This is a genomic window from Plantibacter sp. MCCC 1A11337, assembly GCF_013349365.1.
In the GTDB taxonomy this organism is placed as follows: Bacteria; Actinomycetota; Actinomycetes; order Actinomycetales; family Microbacteriaceae; genus Plantibacter; species Plantibacter flavus_A.
In genome coordinates, this window is the sequence record NZ_JABJWX010000001.1 from 306,739 (window position 1) to 330,395 (window position 23,657).

The 23,657-nt window shown below is 70.3% G+C and carries 23 protein-coding genes; 8 read left to right on the forward strand and 15 right to left on the reverse strand.

The features are described from left to right. The first annotated feature begins 19 nt into the window (after positions 1-19). The 3 genes from HOW07_RS01415 (at position 20) to HOW07_RS01425 (ending at position 1,647) form a co-directional block, all read left to right on the forward strand. Positions 20-919, forward strand: coding sequence for a LysR family transcriptional regulator ArgP (locus tag HOW07_RS01415; protein ID WP_217485071.1), 900 nt, complete (start codon positions 20-22; stop codon positions 917-919). Between the two features lie 63 nt (positions 920-982). Continuing rightward, complete coding sequence (locus HOW07_RS01420; RefSeq protein ID WP_064293757.1) at positions 983-1,402, forward strand: organic hydroperoxide resistance protein; 420 nt, start codon at positions 983-985, stop codon at positions 1,400-1,402. Between the two features lie 80 nt (positions 1,403-1,482). Further along, positions 1,483-1,647, forward strand: coding sequence for a hypothetical protein (locus tag HOW07_RS01425; RefSeq protein WP_153303432.1), 165 nt, complete (start codon positions 1,483-1,485; stop codon positions 1,645-1,647). Positions 1,648-1,661: 14 nt separating this feature from the next. On the opposite strand, the gene HOW07_RS01430 is transcribed toward HOW07_RS01425, so the two are convergent. The 3 genes from HOW07_RS01430 to HOW07_RS01440 form a co-directional block, all read right to left on the reverse strand. Further along, positions 1,662-1,901, reverse strand: a complete 240-nt coding sequence (locus tag HOW07_RS01430; protein WP_121290770.1) for a hypothetical protein — start codon at positions 1,899-1,901, stop codon at positions 1,662-1,664. A gap of 133 nt (positions 1,902-2,034) precedes the next feature. Beyond that, complete coding sequence (locus tag HOW07_RS01435) at positions 2,035-2,961, reverse strand: aldose 1-epimerase family protein (protein ID WP_175115883.1); 927 nt, start codon at positions 2,959-2,961, stop codon at positions 2,035-2,037. A gap of 10 nt (positions 2,962-2,971) precedes the next feature. After that, positions 2,972-4,282, reverse strand: coding sequence for a kynureninase (locus HOW07_RS01440; RefSeq protein WP_175115884.1), 1,311 nt, complete (start codon positions 4,280-4,282; stop codon positions 2,972-2,974). 71 nt (positions 4,283-4,353) lie between these two features. Here HOW07_RS01440 and HOW07_RS01445 point away from each other — a divergent pair, with 71 nt between their 5' ends. Further along, positions 4,354-4,998: an FMN-dependent NADH-azoreductase gene (locus tag HOW07_RS01445; protein ID WP_175115885.1), complete on the forward strand. Its 645-nt coding sequence runs from the start codon at positions 4,354-4,356 to the stop codon at positions 4,996-4,998. 90 nt (positions 4,999-5,088) lie between these two features. Then, a complete protein-coding gene (locus HOW07_RS01450) occupies positions 5,089-6,660 on the forward strand; it encodes a molybdopterin-dependent oxidoreductase (protein ID WP_175115886.1) in 1,572 nt (523 codons plus the stop codon). A gap of 24 nt (positions 6,661-6,684) precedes the next feature. Here HOW07_RS01450 and HOW07_RS01455 read toward each other — a convergent pair whose 3' ends face one another. From HOW07_RS01455 to HOW07_RS01470, 4 genes are all read right to left on the reverse strand, one after another. Then, positions 6,685-7,461, reverse strand: a complete 777-nt coding sequence (locus HOW07_RS01455) for an SGNH/GDSL hydrolase family protein (protein ID WP_121290780.1) — start codon at positions 7,459-7,461, stop codon at positions 6,685-6,687. A gap of 45 nt (positions 7,462-7,506) precedes the next feature. Continuing rightward, positions 7,507-8,550, reverse strand: a complete 1,044-nt coding sequence (locus HOW07_RS01460) for an LLM class flavin-dependent oxidoreductase (RefSeq protein WP_175115887.1) — start codon at positions 8,548-8,550, stop codon at positions 7,507-7,509. Between the two features lie 69 nt (positions 8,551-8,619). Further along, positions 8,620-8,970, reverse strand: a complete 351-nt coding sequence (locus HOW07_RS01465; RefSeq protein WP_064293749.1) for a hypothetical protein — start codon at positions 8,968-8,970, stop codon at positions 8,620-8,622. A gap of 177 nt (positions 8,971-9,147) precedes the next feature. Beyond that, positions 9,148-9,807: a ThuA domain-containing protein gene (locus HOW07_RS01470; protein ID WP_371743546.1), complete on the reverse strand. Its 660-nt coding sequence runs from the start codon at positions 9,805-9,807 to the stop codon at positions 9,148-9,150. Positions 9,808-10,018: 211 nt separating this feature from the next. Between HOW07_RS01470 and HOW07_RS01475 the strand changes: the two genes are divergently transcribed. Together HOW07_RS01475 and HOW07_RS01480 are read left to right on the forward strand one after the other, a co-directional pair. Beyond that, complete coding sequence (locus tag HOW07_RS01475) at positions 10,019-11,374, forward strand: O-acetylhomoserine aminocarboxypropyltransferase/cysteine synthase family protein (protein ID WP_175115888.1); 1,356 nt, start codon at positions 10,019-10,021, stop codon at positions 11,372-11,374. After that, positions 11,371-12,702, forward strand: a complete 1,332-nt coding sequence (locus HOW07_RS01480) for an LLM class flavin-dependent oxidoreductase (protein WP_121290786.1) — start codon at positions 11,371-11,373, stop codon at positions 12,700-12,702. Before HOW07_RS01475 ends, HOW07_RS01480 begins: the two co-directional genes overlap by 4 nt. A 12-nt stretch (positions 12,703-12,714) precedes the next feature. Here HOW07_RS01480 and HOW07_RS01485 read toward each other — a convergent pair whose 3' ends face one another. Continuing rightward, on the reverse strand, positions 12,715-13,701 hold the full coding sequence (locus HOW07_RS01485; protein WP_121290788.1) for an NAD(P)-dependent oxidoreductase: 987 nt from the start codon (positions 13,699-13,701) through the stop codon (positions 12,715-12,717). A 111-nt stretch (positions 13,702-13,812) separates the two neighbouring features. Further along, positions 13,813-14,235 carry an alternative ribosome rescue aminoacyl-tRNA hydrolase ArfB gene (arfB, locus tag HOW07_RS01490; RefSeq protein ID WP_121290790.1) on the reverse strand — a complete coding sequence of 141 codons (423 nt, stop codon included), beginning with the start codon at positions 14,233-14,235 and terminating at the stop codon, positions 13,813-13,815. Positions 14,236-14,314: 79 nt separating this feature from the next. On the opposite strand from arfB, the gene HOW07_RS01495 reads away from it, so the two are divergent. After that, positions 14,315-15,322, forward strand: coding sequence for a diacylglycerol kinase family protein (locus HOW07_RS01495; RefSeq protein WP_285039083.1), 1,008 nt, complete (start codon positions 14,315-14,317; stop codon positions 15,320-15,322). 7 nt (positions 15,323-15,329) lie between these two features. Here the strand turns inward: HOW07_RS01495 and HOW07_RS01500 are convergent, their stop codons facing one another. Genes HOW07_RS01500 through HOW07_RS01525 form a run of 6 tightly spaced genes read right to left on the reverse strand, consistent with a single transcriptional unit; the run spans position 15,330 to position 23,577 of the window. Next, positions 15,330-16,028, reverse strand: a complete 699-nt coding sequence (locus HOW07_RS01500; RefSeq protein ID WP_175115889.1) for a cyclodeaminase/cyclohydrolase family protein — start codon at positions 16,026-16,028, stop codon at positions 15,330-15,332. A gap of 24 nt (positions 16,029-16,052) precedes the next feature. Beyond that, complete coding sequence (locus tag HOW07_RS01505; RefSeq protein ID WP_158596572.1) at positions 16,053-17,063, reverse strand: LacI family DNA-binding transcriptional regulator; 1,011 nt, start codon at positions 17,061-17,063, stop codon at positions 16,053-16,055. A gap of 49 nt (positions 17,064-17,112) precedes the next feature. Next, the gene (locus tag HOW07_RS01510; RefSeq protein WP_175115890.1) at positions 17,113-19,365 is read right to left on the reverse strand and encodes a beta-L-arabinofuranosidase domain-containing protein; all 2,253 of its coding nucleotides are present in this window, start codon (positions 19,363-19,365) and stop codon (positions 17,113-17,115) included. 2 nt (positions 19,366-19,367) lie between these two features. Continuing rightward, positions 19,368-21,728 carry a beta-glucosidase gene (locus tag HOW07_RS01515; RefSeq protein WP_175115891.1) on the reverse strand — a complete coding sequence of 787 codons (2,361 nt, stop codon included), beginning with the start codon at positions 21,726-21,728 and terminating at the stop codon, positions 19,368-19,370. Next, complete coding sequence (locus HOW07_RS01520; protein WP_079002436.1) at positions 21,725-22,618, reverse strand: carbohydrate ABC transporter permease; 894 nt, start codon at positions 22,616-22,618, stop codon at positions 21,725-21,727. Before HOW07_RS01520 ends, HOW07_RS01515 begins: the two co-directional genes overlap by 4 nt. Further along, entirely contained in the window at positions 22,618-23,577 is a 960-nt protein-coding gene (locus tag HOW07_RS01525) for a carbohydrate ABC transporter permease (RefSeq protein WP_064293740.1), read from the reverse strand. Before HOW07_RS01525 ends, HOW07_RS01520 begins: the two co-directional genes overlap by 1 nt. Positions 23,578-23,657 lie beyond the last annotated feature (80 nt).

Sequence of the window (23,657 nt, forward strand, 5' to 3'; positions counted from 1 at the left end):
TGAATCGTAAGATCTTCTTATGATGGATCTCCATTTCGAGCAACTGCGGGCCTTCGTCGCCGCGGTCGACCACGGCACCTTCGAGTCGGCCGCCCGGGAGCTGATGGTCACGCCGTCGGCGATCAGCCAACGCATCAAGGCCCTCGAGCAGAGCGTCGGACGGGTCCTCCTGCTCCGGACCAAACCGATCACCATCACGGCGTCAGGTGAGATCGTGCTCCGGCTCGGCCGCGCGGTGCACCTGCTCGGTCACGACGCGGCGCTCGAGTTGCACGCCGACGACGCGCTCACGCCGGCCACCCCGGCGGTGATCCCGATCGTCGTGAACGCCGACTCCCTCGCCACCTGGCTGCTGCCCGTGCTGGCGGACGTCGCCGCACGGGAGTCGGTCGTCTTCGACCTCGCTCGCGAGGACCAGGACCATTCGACGGACCTCCTCCGTGCGGGCAGCGTCATGGCCGCCGTCACGTCGAACGCCGAACCGGTCCAGGGGTGCACGGTGCGGCCTCTCGGCCGGATGCGATACCGGCCGATGGCCTCACCCGCGTTCGCGGCGCGCTGGTTCGAGGACGGGGCGATCGCTCAGGCGCTCACCGCAGCGCCCGTCGTCGTGTTCGACCGGAAGGACGATCTCCAGGACGCCTACCTCCGACGACGTGGCGTCGACCCCGCCGACCCGCCGCGGCACCATGTTCCGGCCTCGGCGGACTTCGCGACCGCCGTCGGCCTCGGTCTCGGCTGGGGCATGCTCCCGGACGCGCAGTCCGACGCGCCGCTGCGCAGGGGCGATCTCGTCGTGCTCGACGAGACGGGCGGCGTCGACGTCCCGTTGTTCTGGCAGCAGTGGCGACTCCACTCCCGACTGCTCGAGCTCGTCACGACGGCGGTGGTCGACGCGGCTCGATCCACGCTGCACTGAACGACTGCCGAGAGCTCCCGGAGAAGGTGCGCCGGGCACGCACGACGGTGCAAGGATGGAGCAATGGATATCGCGTACACAGCAGTTGCCCATGCCACCGGAGGCGGACGAGACGGACACGTCCGCAGTGAGGACGACCTCCTCGACTTCGACACCCGTCCCCCGAAGGAACTCGGCGGCAGCGGCGAGGGCACCAACCCCGAGCAGTTGTTCGCTGCCGGCTTCGCCGCGTGCTTCCTCAGCGCCCTCCACGCCGTCGGGCGCACCGCGAAGCTCGACACGAAGGACGCCGAGGTGTCGGCCAGCGTCGGCATCGGATCGAACGGTGAGGGCGGCTTCGGCCTGGCCGTCGAGCTCGACGTCTACGTGCCGAACGTGACGCACGACGAAGCCCAGCAGCTGGCCGACCAGGCGCACCAGGTGTGCCCCTACTCGAACGCCACGCGCGGCAACATCGACGTGACGGTGTCGATCGTCGATTGACGAACCTCTCGCCCACAAGGGCTGTCGATCGTCGTGTCCGCCGGTTACCCTGGCGGGCACGACGATCGAGAGGAAGCATCATGTCTGATTTCGGGGCGGTCGAAGGCATTCGTGACGAGGGCGCGGCGGCCATGCTGCCGGGGCTCCCGGACGCCGTGGTCGAGGACGAGGCACTGGACGATGACGCGCCCGCCGAGGACGCAGCGGACGATTCCGGAACGGGTCTCGCCGATTCAGGTGCCTGACGACGGGATCGCGCTCAGCGCAACAGTGACGCGGCGATGACGCCGACGATGCCGAGCTGCAGTGCGAGCACGACACCGATCGTGATGAAGAGCGTGCTCCAGAGGACGATGTTCCCCAGGAGGACGCCCACGAACGTCCCGAACCGTCCGCGCGGTCGAGCGGTCGGCCGCGCCACCTGCAGCCGCTCGGTCTGTGCGACCCGGGGCGTGGACAGGGTGAAGAGGTTCGGGCTGGTGTCCAGGTGCGTGGTCATGCCACAAGTGTCCGTTGACACCCGGGGGCGGCACATCGGACGCCAGGGCGATCATCGTCCCCGCGGCGTCATCCTGTGAGCTGATCCTCGTCCGCCCGTGGGACGGTCGATCGTCTGCCGAACGGCGTGCCGGTCACACCTGCGTGAGTCGGATCCCCCAGGACAGCGACCACCGCTCGTCGGGCTCCAACCATCGGAGTCCGGTCCCGCTGTTCAGCGCATCGGCGGGGGCCGTCATGGGCTCGATGGCGATGGCCTGCGTCGGTCCGTCTGCCGCCGGGAAGTTCTTCGGCGTGTAGACCTGGACGAACCGGAAGTCGTCGTCCGCCCAGAGTTCGACGGTGTCGCCGTCGGGTGCGGTGAGCCGGTGTCGGACGGCACCGTCGACCTGCCGGACCGAACCCAGGCCGACGTCGATCGAGAGGTCGCCCACGCGAACACCAGAGCGCAGATCGTACGGGGTTCCGTCGACGGGACGGGAGGCGACCGGGATGCGCTGCTCGTCCGTCTCGAACCAGGTGTCGGCGGCCACCGTCACGGTGAGGTCGGCGGTCGGTACGTCGCCGAGCGCCAGGTAGGGGTGAGCACCAACGGCGACCGGCACGGGGCGACTTGACCGGTTCACGATCGTGTGGGTCACCCGCAGGCCGTCGTCGTCCAAGGTGTAGGCGACCGAGGTGTCGAGGCGGAACGGGTAGCCGTGCTGCGGGAACACCGAGGCGAGCAGGGTCACCGCGTGATCGGTGTGATCCCCCGCCCGGTACCCCGTGTTGCGCAGGAGCCCATGGGAGGCGTTCCCGGTCGCCGCCTCGGTGACGTCGAGCTGCTGCGGTTCACCGTCGAGCGTCCACCGGGCATCGCGGACGCGGTTGGGCCACGGCACGAGCACCATGCCGCACCCCATCGGGGCGACGACGTCCTCACCGAAGGACTGCACGAGGGTGCGTCCGCCGACCGTCAGTTCGCGGAGTCCGGCGGCGAGTTCGGTGACCGTCGCTCGGACCTCGCCCTGCGGACCGGTGTGGTGGAGACGGTACTGGGTTCCAGAGGCAGCGGGCATGCCGCCAAGCCTACGACGGACGTCCGCCGGGCGGGGTGGAGCCGGGTGAGGCCGTCCACCGGTGGACGGCCTCGGCGATCCGGATCAGCCCGCGTTCGAGCTCGGCGAAGCCGGAGCTCAAGGGGGCGACCCCGATGCGGAGACCGTCCGGGTGCCGGAAGTCGGGGATCACACCCGCATTCCAGAGCAGCGGGGTGATCTCGCGGAACGACGGGTGACCGAGCGTCACATGACCACCGCGACGCGCCGGATCACGAGGGGTCATCACCCTGACACCGGAGCCTGCGAGGTGCTCGTCGGCCCAGGAGATCGCGAACGTGGTGAGGGCCTCGGACTTCTCCCGGATGGCGGCGACCCCGGCGGACTCGATGAGCGTCAGCGAGTCCTCGAGCGGCAGCATGCCCACGATCGGTGGCGTCCCGCTGAGGAACCGGCGCATCCCGACGGCCGGCTGATAGGCGTCGGCCATGGCGAAGACGTCGGCGGCGCCCATCCACCCCTGGATGGGCTGGAGGAGCCGGTCCTGATGGCGTGCCGCGACGTAGGCGAACGCCGGAGCCCCGGGCCCGCCACCGAGGTACTTGTAGGAGCAGCCCACCGCGAGGTCCACGCCCCACCCGTCGAGTTCGATCGGGACCGCACCGGCGGAGTGGCACAGATCCCAGAGGACGAGTGCTCCCGCCTGATGCGCGATCGCGGTCAGCTCCTCGACGTCGAGCAGCGCTCCGGACCGGTAGTCGACCTGGCTGAGCACGACGAGTGCGGTCCGCTCGTGGACCACCTCGCGCAGCCGGTGCGCGGCGACACCGTGGACCGGGTCGGCGTCGATCCATCGCACACGCAGATCGCGTTCAGCGGCGATCCCATCGATCACGAAGCGGTCCGTCGGGAAGTTCCCCGCATCGATCACGAGCTCGTCGCGCGGCGCACCCCCTCCGGAGGACGACGTCGCGTCGACCGCCGCGCGGATCAGCTTGTACAGCAGCACGGTCGTCGAGTCGGCGACGACCGTCTGGCCGGGTGCGGCACCGAGCACGACCGATCCCAGGCGGTCGCCGAGCGTCAGCGGCAGCTCGAACCAGCGGTCGTCCCACGACCGGATGAGCCTCGTCCCCCACTCCTCCGCGATGAACGACTGCAGCCGCTCCGCCGTGGCCCGCAACGGCCGCCCCAGGGAGTTCCCGTCGAGGTAGGCGACGACGCCCTCGGCCGGGACGAACGCCGCGCGGTGTTCCGCGAGCGGGTCGGTCTCGTCGAGGACGCGTGCGTCCGGGCGGGTGGAGGTGGCGGGGGCTGGGGCTGGGGCTGGGGCGTCGACCATCCTGCGACGGTAACCGCCACCAGTGCGTGCCGCAAGGAAGCGGACGGGACCCGGCTTGCTAGCGTTGCCGCATGCCCACGCTCCTGCACCTCGACTCCTCCGCCGATCTCGACACCTCCCGGTCCCGCCGGCTCTCGCAGGCCGTCGTGGACGCCTGGTCGAACGCCGACCCCACCGGCGTCGTCGTCCGTCGCGACCTGCACCGCGATCCGGTCCCCCACCTCGCCGACGCGAGTCTCCACTGGGCGCCGGCCGACCGCCGCCCCGGTGCGAACCCGCCCGCCGAGGCGGAGACGCTCCAGCGCGTCCTGCTCGACGAGCTGCTCGGCGCCGACATCGTCGTGATCGGCGCGCCGCTGTACAACTTCTCGATCCCGTCGTCGCTCAAAGCGTGGATCGACCACATCCACGTGCCGGGCGTCACCTCCGCGGACACGGGAGCGCTCACCGGCCGGCCGGTCGTCATCGCCACCAGCCGCGGGATCGCCTACGACGCGGGCAGCCCGACCGAGGGTTGGGATCACGAGGTGCCGGCGCTGCGGACGTTGTTCGGCGGAGCCCTCGGCATGGACGTCCATGTCATCACGACGAGTCTGACCCTCGCCGACCAAGACCCGGCGCTCGCAGCGCAGCGCGAACGGAGCGAGCAGGAGTTCGCAGAGGCCCTCCGGTCGGCTTCCGAGGCGGGACTGCGGCTGGCCGTCTCGACGGCCTGACAGCCGACACGACGGGCGGACGGCGGATCCGACCCGTCTGATCCGGGCAGTGCTCCGAACTCCTGTCGAGCCATGATCAGGGAGTAGCACATGCCATCGAAGCACCAGACCGGTACCACACGGGGCGGACGACGTCTCGTCTGGTTCGCGGCAGCACTGTCCGGGATCGTCGCAGCAGCGGTGTTCCTCGCGATCGCCGAGCTGGCGGCGCTGTTGTTCGCCCGCGGCAGCAGCCCCCTCCTCACCGTCGGATCGTTCGTGATCGACATCGTCCCGCGGTGGGCGAAGGAGTTCGCGATCGAGACGTTCGGCAGCAACGACAAGATCTTCCTCCTCGTGAGCCTCGGCGTCGCCGTCGTGATCGCCGCGGCGATCGCCGGGGTCCTGCAGCAGATCCGTCCACCGCTCGGTGTCGTGGTCCTGTTCGCGGCCGGCGTCTTCGCCGGTGCGACGACCGTCACCCGCGCCGGTGCCACCCCGCTCGCCGTCGTCCCGGTGATCCTCGGTCTCGCGGCGGGCGTCGTGATCCTCATCCTCCTGAGCCGTCGCCTGCCGAAGCGCGCCGCGAACGGTTCGGACGACGAGCGCGCGGCGTTCGACCGTCGAGGCTTCTTCCGCGTGGCCGGCATCGCGGCGGCCGGTGCCGTCGTCGTCGGCGTGGGCGCACGCCTCGTGAACGTCACCACCTCGTCGATCACGGCCGTCCGCGACGCCCTCAAGCTCCCGGCGCCGAAGTCGACCGTCACGATCCCCGATGGAGCCGAGGCGGACGTCGACGGCCTCAGCCCGCTCTTCACGCCGAACGACAAGTTCTACCGCGTCGACACCGCGCTGACCGTGCCGACGGTCGACCCGGCCACGTGGACGCTCACGATCGACGGCATGGTCGGCGAGCAGGTGCAGATCACCTTCGAGGAACTCCTCGCCATGGGTCTCGACGAATACGTCATCACCATGACCTGCGTCTCGAACGAGGTGGGCGGCAACCTTCTGGGCAACGCGAAGTGGCTCGGTATCCCTGTGCGCGACGTCCTCAAGCGGGCGATGCCGGACTCGAAGGCCGACATGGTCCTGTCCACGAGCGTCGACGGGTTCACGGCGAGCACGCCGCTCGAGTCGCTCACCGACCCGAACCTGGACGCGATCCTCGCCGTGGCGATGAACGGCGAGCCGCTGCCGCTCGAGCACGGTTTCCCCGTGCGCATGGTCGTCCCGGGCCTCTACGGCTACGTGTCGGCGACGAAGTGGCTGACGAAGCTGACGGTCACGACGTTCGAGAAGGACGAGGCCTACTGGACCCCGCGCGGCTACGACGCGAAGGCGCCCATCAAACTCTCCTCGCGGATCGACACGCCCCGGATCGACAAGCAGGTGCCGGCGGGTCCGGCCAAGATCGCGGGCGTCGCCTGGGCGCAGACCGTCGGGATCGCCAAGGTCGAGGTCAGCATCGACAACGGCGACTGGCAGAGCGTCAACCTCACGACCGCCATCAACGACGACACCTGGGTGCAGTGGTGGATGGACTGGGAGGCGACCGCCGGCACGCACTACGTCGCCGTCCGCGCGACCGACAAGGCCGGAAACCTCCAGATCGAGAAGCAGGCGCCGATCGCTCCGAACGGATCCTCCGGTTGGCAGCGCACACTCGTCCGCGTCGGCTGACGGTCCGCGGCTGACCGGTAACGGTCAGCCGCGGGTGTCGACCGGTCGCAGCTGGGCGATCTTCGGTTCGCGACCGTCGCCCGAGGACCGACCGGTCAGACGGCGCCCGATCCACGGGAGCACGTGTTCCCGGTAGTAGGCCGCGGTGCGACGTTGACGCGGACCGGGCGGGGCAGCAGCGACGTCCTCGATCCCCCACTCCTCCGGGACCGGCACGTCGAGCGCCGTCAGCACGTTGCCCGCCACCCGGGCGTGGCCGAGGGCGTTGAGGTGCAGCCGGTCCACCGACCAGTACCGGAGGTCGGCGAGCGTCCGGTCAGCCCAGTTGTCGACGAAGGTCACCCCGTCACGCGGATACCGCACCCGCACGGCCTGGGCCAGCTGCTCGCCGCGGCGGGCGAGGAGCGAACCCATCGGGATGTGGGCGGAAGGGTTCGCCCCGCTCAACAGCAGCACGTGGGCTCCCCCGGCACGCAGACGATCGACCGCACCGTCCAGGCGGTCGGCGACGCCGTCGATCGACACCCGCGGGCGCATGATGTCGTTGCCGCCGCCGTTGAAGCTGACGAGGTCCGGACCCATCGCGATCGCACGGTCGAGTTGTTCGTCGAGGATCGGGACGAGCTTCCGCCCGCGGATGGCGAGGTTCGCGTAGCTGACGGTCTCCGTTGAGGCCCGGGCGAGGCCGAGGGCCACGAAGTCGGCCCACCCGCGAAGGGTGCCGTCCTCCCGGAGATCCCCGTAGCCCTCACTGAAGCTGTCGCCGATGGCCACGTACCGTCTGAACCCGTGCTGCGTCATACCTGCACTGTACGCGCGACCGGAAGCCGTCTCCGACCGGTCCGCTCAGGCCGGACGGGACTCCCCGTCCGCGGCCGGTCGCCAGCCGAGGGCTGGCCCGAGCGCGCCGGCGATGTCGGTGAGCAGCTGCGTGTAGTCGTCCGCTTCGAGCGTGAAGGGGAGAGCGAAGGCGACCTCGTCGACCTCCTGGAATCCGGCGTGCTCGTGCAGCCGCTCTGCGATCTCCGCACTGCTGCCGACGAGGTCCTCCGCGAAGAGCATCCGCCGCGGCCCATGGGCGACGCCGACGCGGTGCCGTCTCGAGTCGACGTACTCGCGGTACCGGGCTCGCTGGGTCGCCGTCGCGGAATCCGTCGGGATGACCACGAGCCCCTGCGACACGCGGGCCCGCTCACCCGCCGGGTGGAGTTCTCGGAACCGACGCACCTGAGCGGCCTGGTTCGCCGCGAAGTCCGTCGTGCCGTCCTCGGCGGCGATGACGCTGCTCGTGAGCAGGTTGAAGGACTGCTCACCGGCCCAACCCGCCGACCGCAGGCTGCCGGCTCCGTACCAGAGCCGCTCCGCCAGACCGTCGGCATGCGGCTCGACCCGTGAGGAGTAGTCCTCCTGGCCCTCACGACCGGCGCTGTCACTGACGACGTCACCGCGGATGAAGGAGCGGAGGCGCAGGACGCGGTCGTAGCCGAGGTCCTCCTGGTCGAGCGTCGACGGATAGATCGCGTGCTTGAACGCGTCGAAGCGCATCGGCTCACCGGTGCTGAAGCCGGGAAGCAGCCTGCCGCCCGAGAGGACGTCGACCGTGCCCAGGTCCTCTGCGAGCCGGAAGGGGTTCTCCGCGCCGAGCGGTGTGACCGCGGTGCCGAGCGCGATGCGCTTCGTGCGCTGCGTCGCCGCCGCGAGGACGGCGACCGGTGAGGAGATGCCGAACTGCAGATGCCGGTGCCGCAGCCAGGCGCTGTCGAACCCCAGGCGTTCACCGAGCTCGATGAGCTGCAGGGTCGCCTCGTGCCCGGCCGCCGGCTCCTCGGGGTCGAACAGGCCCATCGTGAGGAACCCGAGTCTGCGGAGCGGTGCTGAGGATCTGGCCATGCATCGACTCTACGACGCCGTTCCGACGCGACGATGCTGCAGGAGCCGGACGTGCCCGCGCCGCGGGTGTCAGCTCGGCGAGCCGGCCAGCACGGTGAACATGGCGCCGATGCTCCCGAGGATGAAGAGCATCGTTCCGAGCTGCATGGTCAACGACTTGTTCCGGGACGCCGTCGGGACGTCCACCTCCAGGATCGGACACCCGGACCAACCCAGCAGACCGATGCTCAAACCCACGATGACCGAGCAGCACCACCAGACCACGCGGAGTCCCTCGGCGAGGACCGCCGGTCGCCAACCTGAGCTGAGGAGGAGCCCGAGGACGATCGCGGTGCTCCCGACCGCGACGCCGAACCAGACGGTTCCGGTGCGCATGATGCGCTGGACGTTGTTCTCGGGTGACATGAGGTCCTGTGACACGTGGTGCGGCTTTCTCGAGGTTCCGATTCCTGACGAGGGCCACATCCGGCCGTCATGGTCGCTCGCAGCCCCGAACAGGAGCATAGACCCGGTCGCGGGAGGCGACTCCCGTTCGACGGGGGCTTGCGCCGACGAGGGTCGCGACACAGACGAAGCCGATCGAGGATCCGTGACGGATCACGCAGACGGCGCCCGGGCCACCCACCGTGCCAGCGTCGCGAGCAGTGCACGGTGCTCAGCCGAGGCGTAGGACCGCTCGTCGTGTCCGAGTGCGTCGACGGCGACGCGCGAGGGCCCCACCTCGCGGACCCATACCGCGGGGAACCGCTCGCCGTCGACGTCGTGCTCGGCGACGGTGGTGCTCCGACCGACGGGTTGCAGCCGCAGGTACTGTTCGTCGTCCACGGGGATGTCGCCGAGCGCTCCGCCGTCGGGCGATGCCAGGCCGCGGACGACGGTCGGGCCCATCGGCGGATGCCAGGACACGCCGGGCAGCCACAGCGCCCCGATCGTCGGCGCCCAGTCCGGGTAGTCGCGGAGCGAGGCGAGCGCCGCATGCATCGCGAGGACACCGATCCCCCGACCCAGCGCCTCCGCGAAACCGTCGATGGCGGCAGCGGGCGCCCGACCCTGGTCCTCGGACCGCCACGGGTCGCCTGCGTTGACCACCAGGAGCTCGACGCCGTCGAGTCGCGTCATCGCACGGTCGACGTCCTCGTCGATCTCGACCGCGAAGCCGGCCGTCTCCAGGACCTCCGCGATGAGCGGGCTCGTGCGCGCGTACGGGTGCCACGGATCCGCATACCGACCGCTCCCCGATGCGATGAGTGCTTTCACGGTTCCCCCTCGTCCGATCCGTCGGCGCCGGTCACCGTGTGCGCGGCCGACGTCTCTCCAGGGTACGGGGCCTCTCCCGACGGCTGCGTCGCCGGCCGATTGTGTCCGCACATGTCGTCGTCACCTGCGCCCGCCCCGATCCCGACCGTAGAGTGCCTGTCACCGACGCCGGGGCGTCGACGACGGCCGAGCTGACGGAGAGGACGAGGCGATGCACGAGCGGGATCGAGGGGGCTTCAGCACCCGACAGCTGCACGCCGGTGGCGCACCCGATGCGCCGCTCCAGCCGCGGGCTCTGCCGATCTACGCGAGTGCCGGGTTCGTGTTCGCGGACTTCGACGAGGCGGAGCAGCGGTTCGGCCCGGACCCTGGTGGCTACAGCTACAGCCGGGTCGGCAATCCGACGATCGACGCCGTCGAGCGCCGTCTCGCCGCCCTGGAGGGTGGTGTGGACGCGCTGCTCCTCGGCTCCGGACAGGCGGCCGTCGGCGTCGCCCTGCTCTCCCTGCTCGAGGCCGGCGACCACCTGCTCACCGCGCCGAGTCTGTACGAGGGCTCGCGCAGCCTCTTCACGGAGAACTTCGGTCGGCTGGGGATCACCACGAGCGAGGTCTCCGATCCGCTCGACGCCGACGCCTGGGAGCGTGCCATCCGACCCGCAACGCGCGCGATCTTCGTCGAGTCCATTCCGAACCCCCGCAACGACCTCACGGATCTCCGTCTCGTCGCCGACGTCGCCCATGCGCACGGGGTCCCGCTCGTCGTCGACAACACCTTCGCCACGCCCTACCTCCTGCGTCCCATCGAGCACGGCGCGGACATCGTCGTCCACTCGGCCAGCAAGTTCCTGGCGGGGCACGGCACCGTTCTCGGCGGGGTCGTCGTCGACGGCGGCACGTTCGACTGGACGGCTCACGCGGACCGCTATCGTCACCTCACCTCGCCGGTCGCCGCGCTCGGCGGGCTCAGCCACGTCGAGGCGGACGGGCGTGCAGCGCTGGCCGCCTACGCACGGGCATCGGTCGCGCTGCGTCTCGGCCCGACGCCGTCGCCGTTCAACGCGTTCCTCATCGCACAGGGTATCGAGACGCTGTCACGCCGCGTCCAACGGCAGAGCGAGAACGCCCTCGCCCTCGCGACGTGGCTGGCGGGACGGACGGAAGTGGCCTCGGTCGACTATTCGGGACTCAGCGACAGTCCGTTCCGCGGCCTGGCGGACCGGTATCTGCCGGATGGACAGGGATCGGTGTTCTCGTTCACCCTGCACGGCGGACGGGACGCAGCACGGACGGTCATCGACCACGTCGGCTTGTTCACGCGGATGACGAATCTGGGCGACGTCCGGTCGCTGATCCTCCACCCGGCCTCGACCACGCACGCCCAGCGTTCGGCCGAGCAGCTCGCGGCGAGCGGCATCGGCCAAGGACTCGTGCGGATCTCCGTCGGCATCGAAGACGCGGCCGACCTCATCGCGGACCTCGCCTCGGCGTTCGACGCGCTCCCGGTCCGGGAACCGTCGACGAGCTCCGGCGCGGCCGTCACGGCGGACGAGGCGGTCGCCGCGTGAGTGCCCGGCAACGCTTCGGCTGGTTCCTGTCACGTGGGTTCGGTCCGCACGGTTGGGGGCACCCGTACCTCGACTGGGACTACCGCTGGCAGGAACCTGCTCTTTACCAGCAGGCCGTGCGTGAGCTCGAGCAGGCGGGCCTGGACCTCCTGATCATCGAGGACGCCCTCTCGCTGGGGAACCCCGAGACGCTCGACCTCCGCATCCGCGGCGCCTACGGCGGGCCGAAGCACGACCCGCTGAGCCTCGCCCCGTTCCTCTTCGCGGTGACGGAGCGCATCGGCATCATCCCGACCGTGAACCCCTTGCAACTGCCGCCGTACCAGGCGGCGCGGCAGTTCGCGACCCTGCAGCACCTCAGTCGCGGACGGTTCGGGGTGAACGTGGTGACCGACGTCGGCAGCAGCCGTCACTTCGGCGAGCCGGTCGTGCCGCACGACATCGCCTATGAGCGGGCGGAGGAGTGGCTGGACGGCGTGCGCGCGCTCTGGCGGAGCTGGCGACCTGGCGCGTACGTGGGCGACACCGCCTCCGGACGCTTCGCCGACGGCCGCCACCTCGACCGCGTCGAGCATCGCGGCGCACACTACGACTTCGACGGGCCGCTCAACGCCCTGCCCTTCCACGAGGACTCCGGTGGGGAGCCCGTCATCGTGTCGCCGGGCTCCTCGCCGCGAGGGCTCGCCTTCACCGGACGACAGTCGGACGTCCAGCTCGCCCTCGCACCGCTCGACATCGCGAGCCTCCGTGCGTACCGGAGGCGGGTCCTCGACGCGTCGGCTGCCGTCGGTCGGGACACCCCTCCCGCGATCCTGTTCGTGTTCAAGCCCGTCATCGTGTCGAGCAGTGCCGAGGCCGACCGTCTCGTCGCCGCCTCGGAACAGCCGGACGATGAGACCCTGCGCTCCGTCGCACTCGGGTGGTCGAGCGACCTGGAGACGGACCTCACCGCGCTCGACCTCGACCGACCGGTGGACCCGGCCGTCTTCGGCGACCACGTGTCGCGCGGCAGCCTCGACGCGTTGCGCGGCCAGCACGAGTCCTTCGCGGCGGCGACGCTCCGGGAGCTGCTCGTGCCGAAGGCACGACTCGGGCGGATCACCGACGGCAGCGGTGTCGTCGGCACGGCGGCTGAGGTGGCCGACCACATCGAACGCGCCGGCAGTGAGGCGGACAACGACGGGTTCATCTTCTCGGGCGACCTCCACCCGGTGACGGTGCACCGCATGCTCGACGAACTCGTGCCGATCCTGCGACGCCGCGGGATCCTGCAGCGTCCGAAGCTCGACGCACCGCACGGACTCCGGAGCTCGTTGCACGCCCCCTGAACGATCGCGTCGTCAGCGGCTCGTGTTCAGGGCTGCTCGTGGTTCGGGCACGTCCAACTCCCCGCGGGCGACGAGCGAACGGACGGACTCGAGGACCGCCTCCGTCGAGGTGTAGGCGGGCTCGTATCCGAGCAGCGACCGTGCCTTGTCGATCGACGCGCAATGGCTCCGCACCAGGTGCTCCCAGGTGGTGTCGGCGTGCTCCGTCGGTGTCTCTGCCCGGAAATGCTCCCAGGTCACCGACTCGAGCTCGGCCGAGCGTCCGAACCAGCCGGCGACGACCTCGGCGTAGCCGCGGACGGTCACCGCGGCGGCCGAGGTCACGTTGAGATCCTCGCCGGCGACACGATCCCGGTTCGCGACGGCGAGCTCGAAGGCCTGCGCGACGTCGTCGGCGTGCACGTGGTGCAGCAGCTCGGCACCGAGTCCGGGGATGCGCAGCGGTGAACCGAGTGCGAGGGTCCGCCAGACCCCGGGGTCGAGGTTGCCGAGCGGGTTGATGGGCGCCCACCCCGGTCCGACGATGTGCCCGGGATGCAGGGAGGTCGTCACCAGTCCTCCGTCGGCGCTCTCCTGCTGGAGCAGTCGGGCGATCTGATCCTTCCGGACACCGTAGTCGCCGAACGGCGCCGTCCCGGCGCCCTCGACGATGGGGACGGACGCGCTGGGACCGTAGCGCCAGATCGATCCGCAGTGGAGCAGCTGGCCCGTGTTGCCGCGCAGCCCCTCGACGAGCGCCGTCGCCGAGGCGACCGTGAAGCAGACCAGATCGATGACGACGTCCGGACCGAGGTCCGCGATGCGTCGTGCGAAGACACCGTCCCGGTCCTCGGCCTCCCGATCGGCCCGGACCCGCTCGACCTGGTCCCACTCGGGAACCTCCGTGTACGGCGAACGATCGCCGCGGCTCACGCTCACGACCTCGTGGCCGGCCCGGACGAGTCGCGGGACGAGGAAGGTGCCGATGTGGCCGGTCCCGCCGATGACGACGATGCGCATGGTGTTCCTCCGTTCGCGCACGACGACGGCGTCGACGGGTGCGCTCCCCGGGAACGCTACTGGACCGCACCGTCCGACGCACGCCCTTGCGGGAGGCGACGTGGTGACCCGCTAGTCGTCGGAGGGACGTCGTCGTTGCTGTTTGGTGGCGCTCCGCTGCTGTTTCGCGGCGAGGTGGCGCCGCGCCGATCCGCGGGTCGGACGCGTGGGCCGGCGCGTCGGCGCCGGCGGCGCGAGGGCCGACCTGATGCGCGTCGCGAGCGCTTCGAGTGCGAGTTCGCGGTTCCGGAGCTGCGATCGCTCGCGGGAGACGGTCACGGTGATGGCTCCGCCGACCAGCCGAGCGCCGAGCCGGTCGAGCAGTCGGTCTCGTTGCTCGTCGGTGAGGACGGCCGACTCGGCCACACTCCACGTCAACTGGACACGGCTGTCGGAGGTGTTCACGTGCTGTCCGCCCGGGCCGGACGACCGGGAGAAACGCCACTGCAGCTCGGCTGCTGGGATCGTCAGTCCGGGCGACACCTCGAGGTCCATGGGGCAAGCGTCTCACGAACCCGCGGCACGGCTCGCGTCCACCGCTGGTTCCGAGCCGGTGCCTCCTATCCTTGACGCTGTGAACGATGCACCAGCCGAACGCGGACGTCGACGCGCAGCCGTCGTCGTCAATCCCTCCAAGGTCGACATCGACGTCCTCCGCTCGGCCGTCGCAGCCGCTGAATCGACGCACGGACTGGCACCCTCCACCTGGCACGAGACGCGCGCCGACGACGACGGCCGGGGTGCGTCCGCGGCCGCGATCGCCTCGGCGCCCTCGGTCATCCTGGTCGCCGGAGGCGATGGGACACTGCGGGTCGCCGCCGAGGCCATCGCCTCCACCGGCATCCCCCTCGGGCTGGTCCCGGCCGGAACGGGGAACCTCTTCGCCCGAGCGCTCGGCCTGCCGTTGGGCGACCTCAAGCGGTCGGTCGACATCGCCTGTTCAGGGCGTGACCAGGTGGTCGACGTCGGTCAGGTCAGTCTCGGGCGCAGCGACGGCACGAACCGGGACGAGGTCTTCCTCGTCATGGCCGGTATCGGCCTCGACGCGCACATGGCGGGCCACACCAATGAGCGGCTGAAGCGACGGATCGGCTGGCTCGCCTACTCCGATCCGATCGCGCGGAGCATCATCGGCAACCGGCAGTTCGATCTGCACTATCGACTGGACGACCGTCCGGAGGCGGCTGCCCGAGCGCATACGATCATCGTCGGGAACTCCGGCACGCTCACCGGCGGGGTCCTGCTGCTCCCCGAGGCCGTCGTGGACGACGGCCTCCTCGATGCCGTCATGCTGCGCCCCGGCAAGGGTCCGGGTTGGGGGAACATCGGCTACCGTCTGACGTTCAACCGGATGCTGCACCGCACGCGGTTCGGCCGGCTGGTCGGACGATTCTCGCCGAAGGCACGCGCGATCAGCTACGCACAGGCGCGGACGATGCACCTCAGACTCGAGGAGCCGCAGGAGATCCAACTGGACGGCGACTCGCACGGTTCGGTGATCTCGGTCTCGCTGAGGAACCTGCACCATGCCCTGATCGTCCGGGTTCCGAGCGGCCCGGCTGCGCGCCCGGGCAGGCGCTGACCACCGGCTACGACGCCGCGTCGGTGGGAGCGGCGTCGGGGTCGATCGACGCCGCGAGCCGGTCGATACGCTCGAGGGCGCGGTCGAACACGGGGACGAGTTCCCACAGGCGCGGCTCGTCGGCGCGGATCTCCTCGAGGGAGCCGTGTGCGCTGCGGACCGAACCGAGATCGAAGCTGACGTTGGTCCGCGCTCCCGTGATCGCCGCGCGGAGTGCACCGATCGCCACCGCCACGTCGGCGATCAACGCCGGGTTGCCGTGCTCGGTCAGCCAGGCGAGATCGTCGATCGCGTCGACGGCATGCTCGCCCAGCCGCGCTGAGGCCGCGGCCGCCTCGATGGACGCAGCACGGATCGCCTCGTCGCGTCCGACGCCGGCCGGTAGACGGAAGGCACGGCCGAACGCTCGCGAGGCGTGGGCGTCCTCGTCGGCCAGACGCAGCGCCAGCTCGGAGCGTGCCTCAGCGCGAGCGCGGAGTGCGGCGATCGTCGCTTCGGCCGAGTCCCGCCCGCTCGCGTCCTCGGTGGCGTGCGTGGTTCGGGTGTAGCCGGCCACCATCGCGGTGAGGCCGGCGGCGATCGCCAGCATGAGTCCGGATGCGGCCCCGCCGCCGGGGTTCCCGGTCGCCGTGTTGAGCGCCCGCATCCACGCCGACACGCTCGAGTGCTCGGTCGACACGTCTTCGGTATCCGATGGTCCCGTCATGGCGACCATTCTCCCGCGTCCGCGTCAGCTCGAGGCGCGGACGATGAGTTCGGTCGGGAACTCCGCGCGGTCCCCCGGGTCCGTCCCGGGCTCCGCCTCGAGGACGAGCTGGACCGCACGCGCGGCCATCGCGCGCATCGGCTGGCGCACGGTCGTCATCGGCGGCGGCATCAACCTGGACTGCGGGAGATCGTCGAAGCCGACGACCCTGATGTCGTCGGGGATGCGGAGCTGGAGCTCCTCAGCGGCGCGGTAGACGCCGTAGGCCATCTCGTCGTTGCAGCTGAAGACGCCGATCGGGAGCCCGCCCTGCCTGAGCAGCTTGCGCACGGAGACGAACGCACTCTCCGAGGACCAGGGCGACGAGATCTCCTCGACCGTCGCCCCGTCGGCGTGCCGTTCGACCGCCGCTCGGAAACCGGCCTCCCTCGCACGGCCGAACCGGTACTTCGGTCGGCCGGTGATGATGAGGAACCGACGTGTCCCCCGCCGCGCGAGATGCCGACCCGCGTCGAAGCCGCCCTGCCAGTCGGTGGACCCGACGCTCGGCAGGCTCCGCGCCGGCTCCGCACGCGGATCGAGGAGTGCGACGGGGATGTTGGCCGAGGCGAGGATGTCGAGCTGGGACACGTTGGGACGGATGAGGCACACGACGACACCGGCCGATCCCCGCGCACGTGCCCGACTGGGCCAGTCGTCGACCATCGACTCGCTCTCCGGCGTGAGCACCAGATCGTAGTTCGCCGCAGCGGCCGCCCGCCGCACACTCGTCACGACCGTGTTCGCCCAGGGGTCGTCCCACTGACTCATCGCCAGGTCGAGCAGGCGCGGGACCGAGCGAGGTCGACCGCGACGTTGTGCTGCGCGGTCGTAGCCGAGGTCGTGCGCTGCAGCGAGGATGCGGTCCCTGGTGTCCGGGGATGCATGGCGCTTCCCGGCGAGCACCCGGGAGACGAGCGACACCGAGCATCCCGACCTCGCGGCGACGTCCGCGAGCGTCACGCTGAGATCGTCCCGCTCCGGCGTCGTCGTCATGGCTCCATGCTCCCGCATCCCGGGGTGCTGTGTGCGCCGGTACCGGTGGTCAGGCGCCCTCTGCGGTCAGCACTCGGAGTTCGGTGCACCGCGGGGTCTCGCGATCCGGCTGCGCGACGAGCGCGAACCGCCGGACACCCCACCCGGCGCTGGTGGGTGTCAGCGGGTACTCCGCCCACTCCAGGTCGTCGTCTCGCCCGACCTCCTGCGGAGCGACCGGCGTGCCGTCGATCTCCAGGGTGAGACCGTGGCCCGTCTGGTCGTGCAGCCAGGTCGCTCTGACGACCCGGCCGAGGAGATGCGGATCGACGAGCCTCACGGACAGACGCTCGGTCGTGCTCCGCCAGCGGATCCCACCCACCGCGCCGCTGACGCTGGAGCGCCCCTCGAACCCGTGATCCGCCTCCGGCTGCTGCTCGCCCAGAGCGACCCGGTCGACCGTCCGTCCGTCGATGCTCGCGGCGCGTCGGTCCCGGTCGACCAAGGCGGTGCGGCGCCGGTCGACGGCGTCCTCGTCCGCCGACGACGCCACGGGGAACGTGACGGTGTACCGCGCGTCGTGCAGGCCTGCGAACGGTTCCAACGGGATCGGTCCTCGGTCCGAGTCGACCCGGAGTCGCCCGTCGGCGTCCCGGTAGGGCACAGCCGTCCGCGTGACGATCGGTGCCGAGGCGAGCGGGGTGAGCGGGCCGACCGCCGTGTGCGGGGCGTGCGGCCGATCAGCCAACACGACGCCGGTCGGGAGCGACTCGCCACGGGCCGCCAGGACGGACGGACCCCAGAGGAGCGAGATCCAGTCCGAGCCGTCCGGGTACGGTTCCGCACGACCGCCCATGGTGAGCTCGAACGACACGGTGTCGCCGTCGCTCCACTCACGCTCCACGACGAGATGGCCGCGTTCGCGTTCGGCGGTCACCGGAGCGCCGTTGAGGAACATCTCGGGTGTCGGATCACTCCACCCGGGGACCCGGACGCGGAGCCGGAACCGCCGCGAGCCGGTGAGCCCGAGGGTGAGTCCGACCACGCCGTCGGACGGGAAGGCCGTCCGTTGCTCCAGCTCGAGACCGAGTTCCGGAATCCGCACGACGGAGGGCGCGAAGAGCTCGACCGACACCGTGTCGTCGTCGAACCGGTACAGCGACTCGCCGTGTTTCGCGTGACTCTCCAGACCGGTCCCGACGCAGCACCAGAAGCTGTGCTCCGGCGAGGAGTAGACGCGGTAGTGGTCGGGTCGCATGGAGGTGAAGTAGACGAGGCCGCCGTGCTCGGGGTGCTGCGATGACAGGAGGTGGTTGAAGAGGATCCGTTCGAGCGCGTCGGCGATCGCCGGGTCGGACTCGTCGGCACTGAGCCGTCGGCCCAGCTTGATGAGGTTGTAGCTGTTGCAGGTCTCCGGCCCCTCCCGATCCTCGGTCATCGGGGTGAAGTCGTCGATGGCATGGAAGTGCTCCCGGACACTGTTGCCGCCGATCGCGACCGTGCGCCGCGTCAGGATCGTCTCCCAGGCGAACCGGGCCGCGCGGGCGAGGGCCGGATCGTCGCTCCGCGTGGCGAGGGCGGCGAAGCCGACGAACTGCGGGATACGGGTGTTGGCGTGCAGGCCGGTCAGTTCGTCGGACCGGCGCGACAGCGGTTCGCTGAGGGCTACGGATGTGAAGCGGGCGGCCATCGCGAGATGTCGGGGGTCGCCCGTGAGGTCGAAGAGGTCGACGTACGCCTCGTTCATCCCTCCGATCTCGGTCTCGAGCATGAGCTGGAAGTGCTCGTCGTCGATCCCCGCGGCAAGCTCCTCCCACCAGGTGGCGAGGCGCAGGACCACGTCACGTGCCACGTGGTCCCCCGTCAAGCGGGCCGCGTCGATGAGCCCGGCGTACAGCTTGTGCAGGTTGTACCAGGGCACCCAGCGGCCGGCGCGGAAGGTCGATTCGGTGATCCCCGCTGCGACCTCGGCCCAGAGCTCGGCACTCCGAGGGACTCCGCCGACGTACCCGGTACCCAGGTGGTCCTGTGCGCGGGCCAGTTCGGCGACCGTGTACTCGAGCCGGGAACGCAGGACGTCGTCCCCGGTGGAGGCGACCATCAGGGAGCAGGCCGAGAGGTAGTGTCCGGCGGTATGGCCGTCGAGTCCGCGCACCTCCCAGTCGTCGTAGGACGCCGCCCGGGGCTCCAGGCCCGCCTCACGGAGGAACGGGGCGAGCAGACGATCGGGCTCGAGGGCTCGCAGGTAGGCGCGGTCGGCCTCCTGCGCTCGGAACAGGGGCCCATCCGTGAGGGTGACCTGGGTGATCGGGACGAACGGCATGGTCAGGCCTTCCTCGCGCCCGCATCGACGGGCCGCCAGTCCACGCGGAGCTCGCGCGGCCCGACCAGCTCCCGCCGGTTGCCGGTCATCTCAATCGTGCGGGCGAGCGGACGCTCGAGCGCCGACGGCCCGGCGGACAGCACGTACGTCCCCGGTTCGACCACCCGGCGGCCGTCGACCCCGGTGAAGGACAAGCGGTCGGCCGACACCGAGAAACGTACCGTCGTCGACGTCCCGGCAGCGACCGTGAGGCGTGCGAACGCGAGCAGTTCGACCGACGGGCGCACGACCGAGGCCACCGGATCCGTACCGTAGAGCTGGATCACCTCGACGGCGTCCTCGACACCCATGTTCTCGACCGTGACGTCGACGAGGACCTCGCCGTCGACGGCGAGCTCCGCTGCACTCGTGAGCGATCGGTAGCGGACGTCCCCGGCGGTGAGGCCGTGACCGAACGGGAAGAGCGGCGTGGGGTCGAGCACGCTGATCCCGCGGGACGCCAGACCGAGCGGCGGCTGCAGGTAGGTGCCCGGCATTGCCGGTGAGCGAGGGATCTGCACCGGGAGTCGTCCGCTCGGCCTCACGCGGCCGGACAGCAGCCCCGCGACGGCTGCTGCGCCCTCCTGGCCGGGGAAGAAGGCCTGGACCAGTGCATCGGCCCGGTCGTAGTCCCCCAGCGCGTAGGGTCGCCCGGACAGCACGGTCAGGACGACGGGCGTCCCGGTCGCGAGGACGGCCAGCACGAGGTCGTGCTGGCCCCCGGGGAGGCGCAGGTCCTCGGCGTCGCAGCCTTCTCCCGACGTGCCATCGCCGAACAGGCCCGCGATGTCACCCACGGCCAGCACGACGACGTCTGCCGAACGGGCGGCGTCGACCGCGGCCGGAACGTCCTCCTGACCGGTACCGGTGATGCTGCATCCCGGTTCGACGACGATGTCCGCCGCGGGGAACTCGGTACGCACCGCGTCGAGGATCGTCGGGATGGTGATGCCGAGATCGTGCCCGGGGTGTTTCGACAACACGTGGTTGGGGAATGCGTAACAGCCCACGAGACTGCGGAACTGGTCGGCCGCCGGCCCGATCACGGCGATGCGCGCGGTGGTCCGGAGCGGGAGAACTGTGCGGTTCCTGAGGAGGACGACCGACTCCTCGGCCAGACGCGTCGCGATGGCGCGGTTGCGGGGGCCGTCGAGGTCGGTCGATGCGGCGTGCTCCGGCACGAGCGGGCCCCCGTCGAGCAGGCCGAGCTCGATCTTCTGCCGCAGGTGCCGGAGCACGGCTCGGTCGACCAGCCGCTCGTCGAGCGCCCCGTCCTGGACGAGCCCGACGAGACCGGCGCCGTAGCCGGCGGTCTCCGGGAGCTCGACGTCGATCCCGGCGGTGAGGGCGAGCGCGCCGGCCTCCGCCGCACCGCTCGCGACGTGGTGCATGGTCGCGAGGAACGGGATCGCCCAGTAGTCGGCGACGACGGTGCCGTCGAAACCCCAGTCGTCGCGCAGGATGCCGGTGAGCAATTCGACACTGGCAGCGGCGGGGACGCCGTCGAGATCCGTGTAGGCGTTCATCACGCTTCGCGCTCCCCCGAGCCGGATCGCCGTCTCGAACGGCGGAAGCACGACATCGGCGAGCTCGCGGCGCCCCATGCTCACCGGGGCATGGTTCTTCGCGCCTCGGGACGCGGCGTAGCCGGCGAAGTGCTTGAGCGTCGCCACGACCCCGGACCGCTCGAGACCACGCACGTACGCGGCACCGAGTTGGCCGACGAGGTAGGGGTCCTCCCCCAGCGTCTCCTCGACCCGGCCCCAGCGGTAGTCGCGCACGACGTCGAGGACCGGCGCGAGCCCCTGATGGACCCCGACCGAGCGGAGGTCGTCTCCGATCGCCTCCGCCATCCGCTCCACGAGCTCCTCGTCGAACGAGGCGGCCCAGGCGAGCGGCGTCGGGAAGGCGGTCGCACCGAACGCGGCGAACCCCGTCAGACACTCCTCGTGCGCGATCGCGGGGATGCCGAACCGGTTGCCGGCCACGACCTGCCGTTGCCGTTCCCGCAGGCGATCGACGCCCTCGGCCACCGTCACCGGTTCGGTCCCGAAGATGCGCGTCAACTGTCCGAGGCCACCCGTGAAGTCGCCGGTGGGCGCCGATGTCGGCGCAGCCGGGTCGTCGGAGCCGTCCACGCTCGGCGCGAAGTCGCCCGCCGTCTCGGTGAACCAGACCGAACCGAGCTGACCGACCTTCTCCTCGAGGGTCATCTCATCGAGGAGTGCTCGCGCCCGCTCGTCGGGTGACGCCCGTCGGTCGTTCCAGACGCCGCGGACGATGCCCGACGTGGTCGGCGTGACGCCGTCGTGTTGCAGGGTCATCCCTTGAACGCTCCGTCCATGATCCCGGTCACCATGCGCTTGCCGACGAAGATGAACGCGATGAGCAGCGGGATGGTGGCCAGGAACGACCCGGCCATCGCCAGGCCGAGATCGATCGACCGCTGCGACTGCAGGGCCTTGATCGCGATCTGGACCGTGTACATCTCGGGCGACTTCAGGACGATGAACGGCCAGAGGAAGTCGTTCCAGGATCCGACGAAGCCGAGCAGTCCCAGGACGAACGCAGCCGGTCGGATGACCGGGAAGACGATCCGCCAGAAGATCTGCCAGGTGTTCGCACCGTCGAGTCTCGCCGCCTGGAGCAGCTCGTCGCTCACGGAGCTCGAGATGTGCTGACGCATCCAGAAGATTCCGAACGCGCTCGCGAGGCCGGGGACGATGAGCGCCTGAAGCGTGTCCACCCAGTCGAGCGCGGAGATGATCAGGTACTGCGGGATCACGCTCAGCTGCGTCGGCACGGTCATGGTGAGGACCACGAGGATGAACAGCGCGTTGCGGCCGCGGAACTCCAGTTTCGCGAAGGCGAACCCGGCCAGTGCGCAGAGCAGGGCCGATCCGACGCCGATCGACAGCGCGACGATGAGGCTGTTGATCATCGATTGGATGAACGGCACGGTCTCGAGCACGAGCCCCACGAGGTGGAACAGGTTGTCGCCCGGATACAGCCGCGGTGGCAGGGTGGTCGCCGTCGCCGAGTCCGTGGTCGCGACGACGAACATGAAGTACAGCGGGAACATGCTCACGACGACGGCGCACACGAGGAGGACGTAGGTGTACCAGGGGATGCGGCCGATCCGGCCGCCGTTCCGTTTCCGGCCGGCGGAGGTCGCGCTCGCCATCAGCTGGGTGGAGTTGAGCGTCTCGGACATCAGCGTCCTCCTCGGGTGCGGGTGGACAGGAAGAAGTTCAGCAGGGCGACGAGGACGACGATCACGAACAGCGCGACGCCGATGGCCGAGCCGTATCCGAACTCGAACTGGCCGAAGCCCTGCTCGTAGAGGAACAGCGTGAGCGTCTGGCACTGTCGTGCCGCACCGCAGGTGAGGCCGGTGGCCGGGTTCACCAGCAGTGGTTCGGTGAACACCTGGAGCCCGCCGATCGTCGAGGTGACGATCGTGAACACGATGATGGGACGCAACGACGGGATGGTGATGTAGACGAACTGTTTCCAACCGCCGGCACCGTCGACGGCGGCCGCCTCGTACACGTCGCGAGGGATCGCCTGCAGTGCCGCCAGGTAGAGCAGCGTCGTGTAGCCCGTCCACCGCCAGACGACCATGAGCGCGACGAGGAACCACGAGCCGACCTTGTCGTTGAGGAAGTCGACGTGGTCACCGCCGAAGAAGCTGATGAGGTAGTTGAAGAGCCCGTAGTCACGGTCGAACAGCTGGGCGAACACGATCGTGGTCGCGGCGACCGAGGTGATGTACGGCACGAGCATCGCCATCCGGAACCCCGTGGCGAAGCGCAGGCGGACGTGGTTCAGCAGATGGGCGAGGCCCAGCGCGATGACCAGCTGCGGCACCGTGGAGATGATGAAGATCGCGAAGGTGTTGAGCATCGCGTTCCAGAACCGTGGGTCGGCCGCGAGCCTGGTGAAGTTGTCGAAGCCGATGAAGGTCTGCTGACCGATCGGGTTCCAGTCGAAGAGCGACACGACGAAGGTGAACAGGAGGGGGATCAGCCCGAAGACGGCGAAGATCAGGAAGAACGGGGCGATGTAGACGTAGGGGGCGAAGCGTTCCGGCAGGGTGTTGCGGATGCGCGTCCCGATACCGGGTGGCGACTGTTTGGGCAGCAGCCGAGGTGGAGTGATGTGCGTGGTCACGATGATCCTTCAGGGGCGTTCCGGCGTGTTGCTCGGCCGGAACGCCCCGGGTCGGAGCGGACGAGTGGACGGGGCCGTCG

Excerpts from the sequence above, each read along its gene's own strand:
- HOW07_RS01415 (WP_217485071.1), top strand. The coding sequence starts at position 20 with ATGATGGATCTCCATTTCGAGCAACTGCGGGCCTTCGTCGCCGCGGTC.
- HOW07_RS01420 (WP_064293757.1), top strand. The coding sequence starts at position 983 with ATGGATATCGCGTACACAGCAGTTGCCCATGCCACCGGAGGCGGACGA.
- HOW07_RS01425 (WP_153303432.1), top strand. The coding sequence starts at position 1,483 with ATGTCTGATTTCGGGGCGGTCGAAGGCATTCGTGACGAGGGCGCGGCG.
- HOW07_RS01430 (WP_121290770.1), bottom strand. The coding sequence starts at position 1,901 with ATGACCACGCACCTGGACACCAGCCCGAACCTCTTCACCCTGTCCACG.
- HOW07_RS01435 (WP_175115883.1), bottom strand. The coding sequence starts at position 2,961 with ATGCCCGCTGCCTCTGGAACCCAGTACCGTCTCCACCACACCGGTCCG.
- HOW07_RS01440 (WP_175115884.1), bottom strand. The coding sequence starts at position 4,282 with ATGGTCGACGCCCCAGCCCCAGCCCCAGCCCCCGCCACCTCCACCCGC.
- HOW07_RS01445 (WP_175115885.1), top strand. The coding sequence starts at position 4,354 with ATGCCCACGCTCCTGCACCTCGACTCCTCCGCCGATCTCGACACCTCC.
- HOW07_RS01450 (WP_175115886.1), top strand. The coding sequence starts at position 5,089 with ATGCCATCGAAGCACCAGACCGGTACCACACGGGGCGGACGACGTCTC.
- HOW07_RS01455 (WP_121290780.1), bottom strand. The coding sequence starts at position 7,461 with ATGACGCAGCACGGGTTCAGACGGTACGTGGCCATCGGCGACAGCTTC.
- HOW07_RS01460 (WP_175115887.1), bottom strand. The coding sequence starts at position 8,550 with ATGGCCAGATCCTCAGCACCGCTCCGCAGACTCGGGTTCCTCACGATG.
- HOW07_RS01475 (WP_175115888.1), top strand. The coding sequence starts at position 10,019 with ATGCACGAGCGGGATCGAGGGGGCTTCAGCACCCGACAGCTGCACGCC.
- HOW07_RS01485 (WP_121290788.1), bottom strand. The coding sequence starts at position 13,701 with ATGCGCATCGTCGTCATCGGCGGGACCGGCCACATCGGCACCTTCCTC.
- arfB (WP_121290790.1), bottom strand. The coding sequence starts at position 14,235 with ATGGACCTCGAGGTGTCGCCCGGACTGACGATCCCAGCAGCCGAGCTG.
- HOW07_RS01500 (WP_175115889.1), bottom strand. The coding sequence starts at position 16,028 with ATGACGGGACCATCGGATACCGAAGACGTGTCGACCGAGCACTCGAGC.
- HOW07_RS01505 (WP_158596572.1), bottom strand. The coding sequence starts at position 17,063 with ATGACGACGACGCCGGAGCGGGACGATCTCAGCGTGACGCTCGCGGAC.
- HOW07_RS01510 (WP_175115890.1), bottom strand. The coding sequence starts at position 19,365 with ATGCCGTTCGTCCCGATCACCCAGGTCACCCTCACGGATGGGCCCCTG.
- HOW07_RS01515 (WP_175115891.1), bottom strand. The coding sequence starts at position 21,728 with ATGACCCTGCAACACGACGGCGTCACGCCGACCACGTCGGGCATCGTC.
- HOW07_RS01520 (WP_079002436.1), bottom strand. The coding sequence starts at position 22,618 with ATGTCCGAGACGCTCAACTCCACCCAGCTGATGGCGAGCGCGACCTCC.